This window comes from Cupriavidus sp. HPC(L) (genome assembly GCF_000307735.3).
Lineage (GTDB): Bacteria > Pseudomonadota > Gammaproteobacteria > Burkholderiales > Burkholderiaceae > Cupriavidus.
The window spans coordinates 1-13,521 of sequence record NZ_AMPR02000135.1 but is presented as its reverse complement, the minus strand read 5'-3'; the positions used below and the strand labels follow the sequence as shown (position 1 = coordinate 13,521).

Here is a 13,521-nt window from a genome sequence, read left to right as displayed (position 1 = left end):
TTTCATGTCCTCGGATTGAGCCCGTCCGCCAGGCTCAGGCGGTAGGCCCGCCATGCCGGCAGCAGGCTTGCCGCAAACCCGGCCACGACCAGCGCGGCCAGCAGCGGCAGTTCCGCGAGACTGGGCCACGATACCGGCAGCGCCACGCCCAGGCGCGCCTCCAGCCAGCCCGCGAGCAGCGCGCTGCTCAGCGACAGCAGCGCCACGCCCGCGGCGACGCCGGCCAGCATCAGCATCATGCCTTCGATCGCCAGCAGGGCCAGGATATCGCGCGGCCGCGCCCCGGCCGCCCGCAGGATCGCCAGTTCGCGCCGCCGCTCGCCGAGCGCGGCCAGGATCGACGACGCCAGTCCGGCCAGCCCGATCACCGCGACCAGCGCCGACACGGCGCGCAGCGCATTGCCGGCGATATCGACGAGGTCCCACAGCGCGTCGAGCGCCACGCCCGGCAGCACCGCCATCAACGGCTCGCGCGTGTCCTGGGCGATCTCCCGCTGCAGCGCGAAGACGCGCGAGCGCAGCTTCAGGCCGACCAGCACCGCGGTGACGCTGTCGGGCGTCAGATCGAAGCGGCGCAGGTGCTCGGGCGCGATCGACGCGCCGGGCACGCGTGTACCGCCCTGGAAATCGAGATGGATCGCCTGCATCGCCTCCAGGCCGATATGGATGGTGCGATCGACCGGCGTTCCGGTCGGCGCCAGGATACCGACCACGGTAAACGGCTTGTCCCCGTGCTCGAGACGCAGCGCGCCCGGGGCCGCCGCATCGCCATGGGTCAGCACGATTCTGTCTCCGATGCGATAGTCCAGGCGGCGGGCGACCTCGGCGCCGAGCACCGCGTCGAACATGCCATCGATCCTGTCGTCGAAGGGGCGTCCCTGCGCGAGCCGCAGCGCGCGGCCATCGCCATGGCGGAAATGCTCGAAATACCCGGCCGTGGTCGCCAGCACCGGAAAGCCGCGATGCGAATCGCCCAGCGAAAGCGGGATCGTCCATGCGACCTGCGGGTGGGCGGCAAGGCGTTGCACGCTGCCCCAACCGATGTTGTTGGTCGCGCCGCCGAGCCGGAAGACCGCGTACAGCACCAGCTGGATCGGGCTGGTGCGGGCGCCGACGATCAGATCCGTGCCCGACACCGACTGCGCGAAGCTGGCGCGCACCTGATGCCGGACCCGCTCGATGCCGAGCAGCAGCGCCGTCGACAGCGCGATCGCAATCACCATCCAGACCAGGTTGAAGCGGCGGTTCCACGCGCTGCGCGCGGCAATCGACATCAGCGCGATCATGCCGGCTCCTCTTCGCGCGCGGCCGGCATCGTGAAGCGCCGGTCGAAGCCGGACGCCAGCCGCTCATCGTGGCTGACCATCACCAGCCCGGCGCCGGACGCGCGGCACTCCCGCTGCAGCAGCGTCATGAACGCGGCCTGCCGGGCGGCATCGAGCGAGGACGTGGGCTCGTCCGCCAGGATCAGTTCGGGCCGCCCCAGCAGCGCGCGCGCCGCGGCGACCCGCTGCTGCTGCCCCACTGACAGCTCCGCCGCGGGGCGTCGCCACAGGCTGGCCGGCATATCGAGCCGTTCCAGCAGCATGCCGGCCGCTTCGACCGCTCCACCGGCCTGCTCGCGGGCGCGCGTCTTGCGGCTCGCGGAGAAGCGGCACGGCAACAGCACGTTGTCGAGCACGGACAGATAGGGCAGCAGATTCAGCTGCTGGAAGATGATGCCGATGTGGTCGGCGCGAAAGCGGTCGCGTCCGGCGGATGGCAGCGTCGTCAGATCGGTACCGGCGATCCGGATCGAGCCCTGACGCGGCGCCACCACGCCGGCCAGCAGCGACAGCAGCGTGGTCTTGCCGCTGCCGCTGGGGCCGGAGACAAACAGATGCTCGCCGCGAGCCAGTTCGAAGGCAGGCAGCGACAGCGCGCCGCCGTCGCGACCGGGCCAGCGAAAGTCGACATTCCTCGCCACGACCAGCGGCTCTTCGTGCGGCACCTGTGCCATCGCCTCCGCCATCGCCTGCGCCATCGCCCTCACCAGCGCAGGCGCGGCTGTGCCGGCGTCAGCGTCGCGCCAGACTGGCGCGTGTCGGTGGCAAGCTGGACGGCAATCCGGCTGACGCCCGGAAACAGGCGGAACACGCGTACGTCGACAGAACGCAACGCCTCGGGCCGGGCGCAGCGGAAGCGGTAGTCCGCATCGAGATCCGCGTGCTGATGCTCGGCCTGCGGCTGGCCGCGCGGCGCTTCTCCCTCGCCGGTCAGGCCGTGGTGCAGCGCGCCGAATTGCACCTGCGCGGCTTCGAGCCGGCAGTCGGCCTCCGGGGAAGGCCGGAACAACGCCGCACCGTCGCGCAGGCCGGCAATGGCCTGACGGACCTTCGCCCGTTCGGCGTCGGTGCGCGGCAGGCGCTCGAAGCCGAATACATTGTCGAGCGGCGATGCGAGCGCGATGGACAGCACCTGGCCTTCCACCGCGACATCGAGCGTCGCTTGCCCATGGACATGCGGCTCGGCGGCCTGCGCCCGACCGGCGATGCAGGCAGCGAAGACGGCGATGGCAAACAGTGGGGAGAGTCGCGAATACATGAGTCGATCGTCCTTCTGCGAAGGCTGCCCGCTCAACGGACAGGATCAAAGACAACACACCGGGCGGCGCGCCGGGATCGGCAAATGATAACTTATTATCAGTAGAGGCCCTGCGCACCGCGCCGGCCGGCACGGCTATCGCGAGCGCGCCAGAACGGACCCATCGATCGCGTCCAACGTGGGGCAGCCGGCCAGCGCCATCGCGATTTCCAGCTCGGTCTGCAGCAGCGTCAGCATATGCGCGACGCCAGGCATGCCGCCCACCGCCAGCGCATGAAGCACCGGTTGCCCGAGCATCACGGCGGTCGCGCCCAGCGCGATCGCCTTGACGATATCCGTTCCGCGCCGGATGCCGCCATCCAGCAAGACCGGCACCCTGCCACCGACTTGCGCCGCGACGGCGGGCAGGCAATCGATCGTCGCCGGTACGGTGTCCAGCGTGCGTCCGCCATGGTTGGAGACGACGATGCCGGCGACCCCGGCGTTCAGGGCCGGCTCGACATCGTTCGGATTGAGCAGGCCCTTGACCAGCACCGGCAGCGACGTCTGACCACACAGCGTCTCGATATCGCGCCATGTCGGCGCGTTCTTCAGCATGCCGCGGAAGACCGGGCTGCCGTGGCTGGCGCTGACCGGCTCGACCGGCGGATAGCCCGCCAGATTGACCGCCCCGACATCGTCCGGCAGCCGGAAGCCCGCGCGCTGCTCGATATTGCGGACGCCGCTGACGGCGGCGTCGATGGTCACGACAATGGCCCTGTATCCGGCCTGCTCGGCGCGGCGCACCAGGTCGGCCGTATCCTGCGGCCGCGGCTGAAGATACAGCTGGAACCACAGCGGCACCGTCGAGGCCCGCGCGATCGCCTCGAGCGTCACGCTGGCCTGCGTGCTGACCGTCATCCACGTGCGCGTCAGCGATGCGGCGTGCACCGTCGCCAGTTCGCCGTCCGGATGCACCAGCCGATGGAAGGCCGTCGGCGCGATCAGGATCGGGTAGTCGAGCGCCTCGCCGAACAACGTGCGCCGTGCCGAGGCGTGCGACATGTCGACCAGCGCGCTCGGCATCAGCCGCAGCCGCTCGAACGCGGCGCCGTTCTCGCGCTGCGTGATGCCGTCCGCGGCGGCGCCCGCGACATAGGCGCGCACGCCCGGCTCCACCCGTTCGTGGAAGCGGCGCTCGTAATCGCGCAGCGAGACGGTATCCGCGGGGATCTGCCAGCGCGTCACAGCTCGGCCCAGCGACGCAGCAGGTTGTGATAGTGATTGACCAGGGCCAACACGGCGTCCTTGTCGTCGCCCAGCTGCTTGCGGATCTCGATGATCGCGAGATCGAGCTCGTACAGCATGCGCCGCTGGCCGTCGTCCTTGACCATCGACTGCGCCCAGAAGAACGAGGCCCAGCGCGAGCCCTTGGTCACCGGGGTCACCCTGTGCAACGACGACGCGGGATAGACCACCAGATGGCCGGCCGGCAGCTTGACGGTGTGCGAACCGTAGAGGTCCTGGATCACCAGCTCGCCGCCTTCGTACTCGTCGGGATCGGACAGGAACAGCGTGCTGGAGACATCGGCCCGAATGCGCATGCCGCCCGTGCCCGGCACGGTGCGGATCGCGTTGTCCACGTGCGTGCCGAAATTCATCGCGCTGTCGTAGCGATTGAACATCGGCGGCATCACGCGCAGCGGCAGCGCGGCCGAATGATAGGTGGGGTTGCGGCCCAATGCGGTCAACACCAGCTCGCCCAGCTCGCGCGCCTCGGCGCTGTCGACCGGAATCTGCAGGTTGTACTTCGATTGCGCCGCCAGGTCGCCGGCGGTCACGCGCCCGTCGACCCATTGCGAGCGCTCGACGCGTTCGCGGCAGTACCGGATTTCTTCGGGGGTCAGGACGTCGGGGATCTGGACCAGCATGGCAAGGTTGGCGGGAGTGGCGCAAAAAGCGGCGCAAGGAGCGGCGCAAAGGCAGCGGAATTTCGCAATTCTAGCGGCTCCGCTTCGCCAGCCAACACGTCGTCCCCGCGCAGGCGGGGACCCAGTGGCTTTGAAAGACGCTGGGTTCCCGCGTGCGGGGAACGACGTGACGGGTGTTCGGGGGCACCGCCCCTTCGTCTCCGCTTAGAACGTCATGCCGACGTTCAGCAGGAACGTCCTGCGCGAGGTCGGCACCGCACGCACGGCGCCGAACGAGGACTGGTAGTTCAGATGGTCCGTCAGGTTGTAGCCGTTCAGCGAGATCCGGTACTTGCCGACCTTGTACGCGATCATCGCGTCCAGCGAGAAGTTGTCCGGCATCTTGGCCGTGTTCGCCGAATCGGCCCAGTAGCCGGTGGCGTACTGCAGGCCGCCGCCGATGGTCAGCTTGCCCGGCACCGGCAGCAGCGTGTGCGGGATGTCATAGGCGGTCCACAGCGTGACGTTGTGGCGCGACACGCCCGGCGCCGCATTGCCGACGATGGCGCCATTGGTGGCCGAAGTCACCTCGCCGCTCAGGTAGGCATAGGCGACATTGGCGGTCCAGCCGCCGACGATGCGGCCGCTCAAGCCCACCTCGACGCCGCGGATCTTGCGGCCCTCGCCCGAATCGGAGAAGCCGTTGGTGATGTCGCCGGTCACCGGATCGACCGTGTAGGCGTTGGCCTTCTTCGTCTGGAAGATCGCGCCGGTGAGGCCCAGACGCTTGTCGAGGAAGTCCACCTTGGCACCGACCTCGATGGTGTCCGAACGCTCGGGCTCGTTGCCGACGCCGTTCTGCGGCACTTCCGATGCCACGCCGCCGACCGCCACCGCGATATCGGTGCCCACGGGCCGGTAGGTACGCGAGAACGACGTGTAGAACATCGTGTCCCTGGTCGGCTCCCAGATCGCGCTGATCGACGGGCTCAGCTTCTTCGAGTCCGCCTTGCCGCCCAGCGTCGAGGCACTGGTCGAGAACTCGCTCTGGAAGTAGTCCCAGCGCAGGCTGCCGAGCAGCGAGAACTTGTCGTTGAGCCAGACGCGGTCGTTGATGAACACGCCGACATTGGTCGCATTGGCGTCGCGCGTGTTGGCGTACGCCACCGTCGCGTTCGGGCTGTTGTCGAACACCGGATTGACGACGGTCTGGTTGTTGTTGCGGCCGGTCCAGCTGCCCATGCTGCGATGGTCGCGCTGGTAGATCGTATCGAGCCCCACCATCGCCTTGTGGCGCAGGCTGCTGGTCATAAACTCGCCCTTGGCGCTCAGCACGTTCTGGATGCCCCAGCCGCGCTGCAGATAGGTCATGCCGCCGCCGGCGCCGTACGACACGGGAACGTTGCCCCCGGCCAGCAGACGCTGGAGATTGGCATAGCTGACCGCGGCCGGATTGGTCGCCGAGAAGTCGCGCTCGTAGTAGCTGAAGCGGGTGTCGTTGCTGATCGTGATGCCGTTGTCGAGCTTCGTCTTGAAGTTCGACGACACCACGTGCGCGTCGGTCCTGTCGCGGTCGGTATTGCGCACGTACGAGGTCGACGACAAGATGCCCGGCACGCCGTACTCGGTCAGCGGACGGTAGATGCCATCGGCGCCCTGCGCGACCGGCACGCCGAAGTCCGGCGCGCCGGTGCGGCGCAGGTACGAATAGTTCAGGTGCCACTCGGTGCTGGTGCCCAAGCCGGTGCCGAAATCGATCGCCAGGCCGCGGCGATCGTCGCCGACGTGGGCGCGGTCGGCCACGCGGCCGTTCTGGAACATGCCGTTGATGCGCAGCGCCGAGGTGTCGTTCAGGCGGAAGTTGCTGTCGACCGTGGTGCGATAGGTGTCTTCGGTGGCGAAACCCTGGTCGATGCTGGTGCTGGTATGCAGGTTCGCCTTCTTGGTGGTCTGGTTGATCAGGCCACCGACATTGCCCACGCCGAAGCTCTCGCCGGAAGGTCCCTTGATGACCTCGACGCTTTCCGTGTTGAACGCATCGCGCTTGTAGGCGCCGAAATCGCGCAGGCCGTCGACATAGATGTCGCCCTTGGCGGACAGGCCACGGATGCGGAACTGGTCGCCGCTCTGGCCGCCGTTGCCCTCGCCGGTCGAGATCGTGATGCCCGGCACGTTCTTCAGGATCTGCTCGAGCGAGGTGGCGTGCTGCTGCTCGATGACCTCCTGCGGCACCACGTTGATCGTCTTCGGCGTTTCGCGGACCGTGTCCGGCAGCCGTGAAATGCCAAGCGGGGCGTCATTGGTGTTCTGGATCGCGTCGCCGGAGACGGTTACCTGGGGCAGCACGTTGCCGCCCGTGCTGGCGCGTCCGCTCCCCGTGCCCTCGCCGGCGGCTGCCTGGGCATGGGCGGCGAGCGGCATCGTCGAGACAGAGATCACCAGACCCGCGGAAGCGCCTGACACCAGCAGGCGGATGGCGTTCGCTATTTTTCTTTGCTGCACGGAGGACTCCAGAGAAGGACAACGGACCTGACGTGCTGCCGAGCCTTCGCTGGAAACAACAAGCACCCTCCCCATCAAAGAGGTGAACACCGCATTTCGACGCTCGCCAGAGAACGGCAGGCATCGGCACCCGTCAAAATGCGAATGATTACTATTTGATGTTGCCGGTGTTTGTTGATGTGTGGCGGACTATTGCAATGCGCATTCGTTGACACATTTCGCCACAATCGGGTCCGCGCCAGTCGCGCGGCTCGCGCCCGCCGCCGACGCCTGGACCCCACCGCCTAGTTCGGCAGCTCGATGACGGCCCGCAGGCCGCCCTCCGCCCGGTTGTGCAGCGTGACATCGCCGCCGTGGGCGCGGATGCACGAACGGGCGATCGCCAGCCCAAGACCGAGACCGCCGGTGTCGGAGCTGCGCGCGGCATCAAGGCGCGTGAACGGCTCGAATACCCGTTCGAGATGGTCGGGGTCGATGCCCGGGCCCTTGTCGTCGACTTCGATCCGCAGCCTATGCCGGATCCTGTCGGCCACGACGCGGATGCCGACCTCGCCGTAGCGCGCGGCATTGTCGATGATATTGCTCAGCCCGCGCTTCAGATGGACGGGGCGGCAACGATAGAACAGGTCCGGATCGGGCCGCATGTCGCAGCGCACCTCGCAGCGCACCGCGCGCCCCTGGATCGTCTGCTGATCGACGATTTCCTGGATCAACTCGTCGAGCCTGACGTCCTGGGTCGGCTCCTGCAACGCATCGTCGCGCGCGAACTGCAGCGCGCCCTCGACCATCACGCTCATGTCGTCCAGCGTCTTGACCATCGCGTCGCGCAGCTCGCCGTCGTCGATCAGCTCGGCCCGGATCCGCAGCGAGGTCAGCGGCGTGCGCAGATCGTGTCCGATTGCGGCGAACATCTGCGTCCTCCCGTTGACGAAGCGGGTCAGGCTTTCCTGCATGTCGTTGAACGCCCGGGTGATCTCGCGCACGCCGCTGAGCCCGCCGGGCGCGGGCAGGATGACGCGCTCGCCGCGGCTGACGCGCCTGGACGCCTCGGTCAGCAGCCGCAACGGCCGCATGATCCGACGCCCGAACAACAGCGCGATCAACGCCGTCGGCAGCATGCCGACCAGCAGCGAAAAGCTCAGGACACGGGACCAGTGCGCCGGGACCATCGTCGGCCAGTGCCGGCTGCGCAGCCAGCGTCCATTCGGCAACTGGACCTCAATGTCCAGCGCCAGCGCATGGGTGCCGCTGAACGCGCGCTCCAGCCAGTTGCCGCCGCGTTGGCCGCCCCGCTCCGGTTCGGCCTGCTGCAGGCGCACGTGGATCGGCACGTTATCCGCAAGGTCCAGCTGGCTGCGCAGCCGCTGCGCGATGGCCCGCTCCTGCTCGCCCATCCCGTACGGGTCCGGCAAGGCGTGCGCCGCGAGGCGGAACGTCGAATCGGGCAGGCTGATGTCTTGCAGCAGCGCATCCGCATCGGCAGGCCGGCCGGCCAGCCGGTAGGCCGAAAGGATGCGCGTCTCGATGGTCCGCACCGACAGCGGATGGAGTGTGGCATTGTCCGCGCGCCACCACGACAGCGCGACCACGGCGAACACATGCGCGGCGAGCATCGCCAGCAGCCACAGGGCCACCAGCTGGCCCGACAGGCTGCGCGGGAGCCATTTCATGACGGCAGCACCGAGACCTTGGTCGCCAACAGATAGCCGTCGCCGCGAACGGTCTTCAGCATGCCGGGATGGCGCGGATCGGGTTCCAGTTTCTTGCGCAGGCGGCTGACCTGGCTGTCGATGCTGCGGTCGAACGTCATCGTGCCGGAGCGCTGCGTCATGTCGAGCAGCTGGCTGCGGCTCAGCACGCGGTTGGCGTTCTCGACCAACGCGCGCAGCAGATGAAACTCGGCGGTGCTCAGCGGCACCTCCTCGTCGCGCGGATTGCGCAGCGCCCGCGTCCTGGTATCGAAGGTCCAGCCGCAGAACGTAAAGCGGTATTCCCTGGGCGCCGGCACGTCCGCCGGCTCGCGCGCCTCCGGCACGCGGTTGCGTCGCAGCACGCTGCGGATGCGGGCCACCAGCTCGCGAGGGTCGAAGGGCTTGACCACATAATCCGCCGCGCCGATCTCCAGACCGGCGATGCGGTCGGCCTGCTCGGTCATCGCGGTCAACAGGATCACCGGCGTTCCCACATGCTCGGACACGTAACGGCACAGCGACAGCCCGTCCTCGCCCGGCAGCATGATGTCCAGGATGATCAGGCTGTAGCGGCGCGCTTCCAGGCGCTGGCGCATCGCCTTGCCGTCGGCCACGGCCTCTACATCGAAATCGAAGCGCCTGATGTAAGTCGACAAGGGATCACGTATGTCCTTGTGATCGTCGACGATCAGGATGCTGGGACGGGGGTCCATTGTGCTCACACTGCCATCAATAAACGAGAATCGTTATCGTATTTTACCGTGAGGCGGCCTGGCGGCTCGGCAACGGGCTGCGGCACCCGGCTGCGGCACCCAGCTGCGGCACTCGGTTCGGCAACGAGTGCGACACCCGGTCGCACTCCGGCGTCCTCGCTTGCCCAGCATCGACGTTTCGTTCTAAACTTTCAAAAATTACTGAAAATTCAAAACAGACAAACATGCAACTATCGCCCCTGATCCAGCGCTTCGTCCTTCATTTCGGCGAAATGGGAAGCCGCTGGGGCATCAACCGCACCGTCGGCCAGATCTACGCGCTGCTGTTTACCGCGGCCCGCCCGCTCAATGCCGATGAGATCGCCGAGTCGCTGGGTTTCTCGCGCTCCAACGTCAGCATCGGGCTGAAGGAACTGGAGTCGTGGAACCTGGTACGGCTTTCGCACCAGCCGGGCGACCGGCGCGAGTACTTCTCGGCGCCGGACGATGTCTGGGCCATTTTCCGGACCCTGGCCGAAGAACGCCGCCGCCGGGAGATCGACCCGACTTTGTCAATGTTGCGGGAAGTTCAGCTCGAAACGCCGTCCGATCCCGACGACAAGCATGCCCAGCGGCGCATGCAGGAGATGTACGAGCTGATCCTGCTGGTGACGGGCTGGTTCAACGATATGCAAAAGCTTGATATCGCCACTTTGGAAAAATTAATGCGACTGGGCTCCCGCGTGACTAAGCTGCTGGAAGTGAAGGACAAGCTATCCGGGGCCGTCGGCGGCAAACCCGCCGAAGGCAAGCGCAAGCCGGCTCGCACCAAGAAGGAGTAGTGCCCCATGTTGTCGTCGCTCGACCCGATCCTGCTGGCGCGGATCCAGTTCGCCGCCAATATCACCTTCCACATCCTGTTCCCCACCATCAGCATCGCGCTCGGCTGGGTGCTGCTGTTCTTCAAGCTGCGCTACGGCAAGACCGGCGACGAACGATGGATGGCGGCCTATCGCTTCTGGGTCAAGGTGTTCGCGCTGACCTTCGCGCTGGGCGTGGTCAGCGGCATCACGATGAGCTTCCAGTTCGGCACCAACTGGCCGGGCTATATGGAGACGGTCGGCAATATCGCCGGCCCGCTGCTGGCCTACGAGGTGCTGACCGCGTTCTTCCTGGAGGCGACCTTCCTCGGCATCATGCTGTTCGGCATGCGCCGGGTCAGCAATCGCACCCATACCATCGCCACGCTGCTGGTTGCCGGCGGCACCACGCTGTCGGCGTTCTGGATCCTGGCGCTGAACTCGTGGATGCAGACGCCCGCCGGGTTCGAGATGATCGACGGCAAGGCCCATGTGGTCAGCTGGCTGCAGGTCATCTTCAACCCGTCGTTCCCGTTCCGCCTGACCCATATGCTGATCGCCTCGGGCCTGACGGTGTCGTTCCTGCTGGCGGGCATCTCGGCCTACCGCTGGCTGCGCAACGACCGCTCGCCGGAGGTCCGCTCGACCATGCGCACCGGCGTGATGGTGGCGGCGGTGCTGATCCCGCTGCAGATCGTCGTCGGCGACCTGCATGGCCTCAATACGCTGGAACACCAGCCGGCCAAGATCGCGGCGATGGAAGGCATCTGGACCACGGGCACCAGCGTCCCGGCCGTGCTGTTCGGCTGGCCCAATGCGGTGACCCAGAGCACCGACTGGGAAATCTCGATCCCGAAGCTGGCGTCCTTCTACCTGACCCACACCTTCGATGGCGAGGTCAAGGGCATCGACGCCTTCCCCGGCAAGCATCCGCCCGTGGCGCCGGTGTTCTTCGCCTTCCGCATCATGGTCGGCGTCGGCATGCTGATGCTGCTGGTTTCCTGGCTGGCGGCCTGGCAGTTCAAGCGCCGCGGCGAGCCGTCCAGGGGCGTGGCCCGCATGCTGCTGGCGATGACCTTCTCGGGCTGGGTCGCGCTGGTCGCCGGCTGGTATGTCACCGAGATCGGCCGCCAGCCCTACCTGGTCTACGGCGTGCTGACCACCGCGGAGGCCGCCTCGAAGGTGCCGGCGACGATGGTCGGCTCGACCCTGCTGATGTACCTGTCGCTGTACCTGCTGCTGATCGCGGCCTATATCTCGGTGGTGTTCTATCTGGCCCGCCGCGCCGGCACCGATCCGGCCATCGACGAACCGGAAATCGAAACCCCTCAACCCGTCATCGGCGGCAAGCCACGGAGCGCGCAATGACCGACCTGACCCAACCCGCCGGCTGGATGCCGCTGGTCTTCCTGGCCCTGATGGGGCTGTCGATGCTGATCTACGTGATCCTGGACGGCTACGACCTCGGCGTCGGCGTGCTGCTGCGGCGCGCCGACGATGCCGACAAGGACACGATGATCGCGTCGATCGGACCCTTCTGGGATGCCAACGAAACGTGGCTGGTGCTCGGCGTCGGCCTGCTGCTGACGGCCTTCCCGATGGCGCACGGCGTGATCCTGACCAATCTGTACCTGCCGGTCGCGCTGATGCTGGCCGGGCTGATCCTGCGCGGCGTGGCCTTCGATTTCCGCGTCAAGGCGCGCGCCCACCACAAGCCGTGGTGGAACTGGGCCTTCTATGGCGGCTCGCTGCTGGCCTCGTTCTCGCAGGGCCTGATGCTGGGCCTCTATATCACCGGCTTCGAATACGGCTGGCTCGACCTGCTGTTCGCGGTGGTGGTGGGCCTGTGCCTGGTCGCGGGCTACTGCCTGCTCGGCGCCAGCTGGCTGATCATGAAGACCACCGGCAGCCTGCAGGCGCGGGCCATTTACTGGGCCCGGCGCAGCCTGTGGCTGACCGGCGTGGGCGTGGCCGCCATCTCGGTGGTGACGCCGCTGATCAGCGAGCGGATCTTCGACAAGTGGTTCTCGCTGCCGAACATCATCCTGCTGGCGCCGATCCCGCTGATCACGATCGCGCTGTTCGTGGTGATCGACCGGCTGCTGCGGCGCATGGGCCCGCTGCAGAGGGCGGGGAACGACCGCCTGGCCTGGGTGCCCTTCGTCGGCACCGCGGTGATCTTCCTGATGGCATTCAACGGCCTGGCTTACAGCCTGTTCCCCTACCTGGTGGTCGACCAGCTCGACATCTGGCAGGCCGCCAGCGCGCCGGAATCGCTGGCCGTGATCCTGATCGGCGCGGTCATCGTGCTGCCCACCATCCTCGGCTACACGATCTACGCTTATCGCGTGTTCTGGGGCAAGGCCACCGACCTTCGTTACTATTAGGCTGATTCAGGAGGCTGTTTCAGGCTGATTCAGGCCGATCAAGGCGATTTGGCCTTTCACCGAAGGCGGTACGAGATCAGGCAGGCATGAAGGGCAGTGAAGGAAGCAGGCAAGGGCTGAACGCTGCGGCATCGCGCCCGGGCGGTGTGGTCCGCCGCGTGCGCGAACAGGCCGGCGCGCACGTCCGCGCGCTGACCCGCAGCAACTCCGGCCTGACGCTCGACTACGACAATCCCCCGGGCGATCCGGGCCTGTTCGGGCCCGATGCGGTCTGCTGGCGCGTGCATGGCGACTTTCCCGCGATGCTCGCCGGCGGTGTCAGCGCGCTGCTGATGCAGACGATGCACCCGCTGGCGCTGGCCGGGGTCTGGGACCACTCCAGCTTTCGTACCGACATGCAGGGGCGGCTGGGCCGCACCGCACAGTTCATTGCCGGCACCACCTATGGCAACCGCGCCGACGCGATGCGCCTGATCGAACGGGTGCGCCGCATCCACACCGGCGTGACCGGCACCGCGCCCGACGGCCGCCCCTATGCGGCCAGCGATCCCGCCCTGCTGACCTGGGTCCACGTGGCCGAGGTGTCGAGCTTCCTTGCCGCCTACCTGCGCTATGTCCGTCCGCTGTCCGCCGCCGAGCAGGATCGCTACTACGACGAGGTGGCGCTGATCGCCGAACTGCTGGGCGCCACCGAAGTGCCGCGCTCTCGCGACCAGATCGCGGCGTACCTGCAGAAGATGCGCCCGCAATTGCTGGTGACCGAACGCACCCATGAGGTCGTGCGGCTGGTGATGCAGATGCCGGTGGCCAATCCGCTGCTGGTGCCGGCGGTACGCATCATGGCCGATGCCGGCATCGCGCTGCTGCCGGACTGGGTGCGGCGCGAGCTGGGACTGGCCGGCGCCAGCATCAGTGCA

At 67.3% G+C, this 13,521-nt stretch carries 12 protein-coding genes; 4 read left to right on the top strand and 8 right to left on the bottom strand.

Going from position 1 to position 13,521, the window contains the following annotated elements:
- Positions 1–2: 2 nt before the first annotated feature.
- The 8 genes from B551_RS09875 to B551_RS09840 all read right to left on the bottom strand — a co-directional run bounded on the left by B551_RS09875 (position 3) and on the right by B551_RS09840 (position 9,378).
- Positions 3–1,286: an FtsX-like permease family protein gene (locus B551_RS09875; RefSeq protein ID WP_023263993.1), complete on the bottom strand. Its 1,284-nt coding sequence runs from the start codon at positions 1,284–1,286 to the stop codon at positions 3–5.
- Positions 1,283–2,023: an ABC transporter ATP-binding protein gene (locus B551_RS09870; RefSeq protein WP_006577283.1), complete on the bottom strand. Its 741-nt coding sequence runs from the start codon at positions 2,021–2,023 to the stop codon at positions 1,283–1,285. Before B551_RS09870 ends, B551_RS09875 begins: the two co-directional genes overlap by 4 nt.
- Before the next feature lie 5 nt (positions 2,024–2,028).
- Positions 2,029–2,583 (bottom strand): DUF2796 domain-containing protein, encoded by a 555-nt coding sequence (locus B551_RS09865; RefSeq protein ID WP_006577285.1) that lies wholly within the window; start codon positions 2,581–2,583, stop codon positions 2,029–2,031.
- A 135-nt stretch (positions 2,584–2,718) separates the two neighbouring features.
- Complete coding sequence (locus B551_RS09860; protein ID WP_006577286.1) at positions 2,719–3,810, bottom strand: alpha-hydroxy acid oxidase; 1,092 nt, start codon at positions 3,808–3,810, stop codon at positions 2,719–2,721.
- A complete protein-coding gene (locus tag B551_RS09855) occupies positions 3,807–4,493 on the bottom strand; it encodes a Fe2+-dependent dioxygenase (protein ID WP_006577287.1) in 687 nt (228 codons plus the stop codon). Before B551_RS09855 ends, B551_RS09860 begins: the two co-directional genes overlap by 4 nt.
- A 204-nt stretch (positions 4,494–4,697) precedes the next feature.
- On the bottom strand, positions 4,698–6,974 hold the full coding sequence (locus tag B551_RS09850; protein ID WP_023263991.1) for a TonB-dependent siderophore receptor: 2,277 nt from the start codon (positions 6,972–6,974) through the stop codon (positions 4,698–4,700).
- A 284-nt stretch (positions 6,975–7,258) separates the two neighbouring features.
- Entirely contained in the window at positions 7,259–8,644 is a 1,386-nt protein-coding gene (locus B551_RS09845) for an ATP-binding protein (RefSeq protein WP_006577290.1), read from the bottom strand.
- Positions 8,641–9,378, bottom strand: a complete 738-nt coding sequence (locus B551_RS09840) for a response regulator (protein ID WP_006577291.1) — start codon at positions 9,376–9,378, stop codon at positions 8,641–8,643. The genes B551_RS09845 and B551_RS09840 overlap by 4 nt, the downstream gene beginning before the upstream one ends.
- A gap of 224 nt (positions 9,379–9,602) precedes the next feature.
- On the opposite strand from B551_RS09840, the gene B551_RS09835 reads away from it, so the two are divergent.
- The 4 genes from B551_RS09835 to B551_RS09820 form a co-directional block, all read left to right on the top strand.
- Positions 9,603–10,199, top strand: a complete 597-nt coding sequence (locus tag B551_RS09835) for a GbsR/MarR family transcriptional regulator (RefSeq protein WP_023263990.1) — start codon at positions 9,603–9,605, stop codon at positions 10,197–10,199.
- A gap of 6 nt (positions 10,200–10,205) precedes the next feature.
- On the top strand, positions 10,206–11,585 hold the full coding sequence (locus B551_RS09830) for a cytochrome ubiquinol oxidase subunit I (protein ID WP_006577293.1): 1,380 nt from the start codon (positions 10,206–10,208) through the stop codon (positions 11,583–11,585).
- Positions 11,582–12,604: a cytochrome d ubiquinol oxidase subunit II gene (locus tag B551_RS09825; RefSeq protein ID WP_023263989.1), complete on the top strand. Its 1,023-nt coding sequence runs from the start codon at positions 11,582–11,584 to the stop codon at positions 12,602–12,604. The genes B551_RS09830 and B551_RS09825 overlap by 4 nt, the downstream gene beginning before the upstream one ends.
- 86 nt (positions 12,605–12,690) lie before the next feature.
- On the top strand, positions 12,691–13,521 hold an 831-nt coding region (locus tag B551_RS09820; protein ID WP_157071951.1), incomplete at its 3' end, for an oxygenase MpaB family protein.

Bases quoted from the DNA above. Each gene is read 5' to 3' on its own strand.
- B551_RS09875 (WP_023263993.1), bottom strand. From the start codon at position 1,286: ATGATCGCGCTGATGTCGATTGCCGCGCGCAGCGCGTGGAACCGCCGC.
- B551_RS09845 (WP_006577290.1), bottom strand. From the start codon at position 8,644: ATGAAATGGCTCCCGCGCAGCCTGTCGGGCCAGCTGGTGGCCCTGTGG.
- B551_RS09855 (WP_006577287.1), bottom strand. From the start codon at position 4,493: ATGCTGGTCCAGATCCCCGACGTCCTGACCCCCGAAGAAATCCGGTAC.
- B551_RS09865 (WP_006577285.1), bottom strand. From the start codon at position 2,583: ATGTATTCGCGACTCTCCCCACTGTTTGCCATCGCCGTCTTCGCTGCC.
- B551_RS09835 (WP_023263990.1), top strand. From the start codon at position 9,603: ATGCAACTATCGCCCCTGATCCAGCGCTTCGTCCTTCATTTCGGCGAA.
- B551_RS09825 (WP_023263989.1), top strand. From the start codon at position 11,582: ATGACCGACCTGACCCAACCCGCCGGCTGGATGCCGCTGGTCTTCCTG.
- B551_RS09840 (WP_006577291.1), bottom strand. From the start codon at position 9,378: ATGGACCCCCGTCCCAGCATCCTGATCGTCGACGATCACAAGGACATA.
- B551_RS09870 (WP_006577283.1), bottom strand. From the start codon at position 2,023: ATGGCGCAGGCGATGGCGGAGGCGATGGCACAGGTGCCGCACGAAGAG.
- B551_RS09830 (WP_006577293.1), top strand. From the start codon at position 10,206: ATGTTGTCGTCGCTCGACCCGATCCTGCTGGCGCGGATCCAGTTCGCC.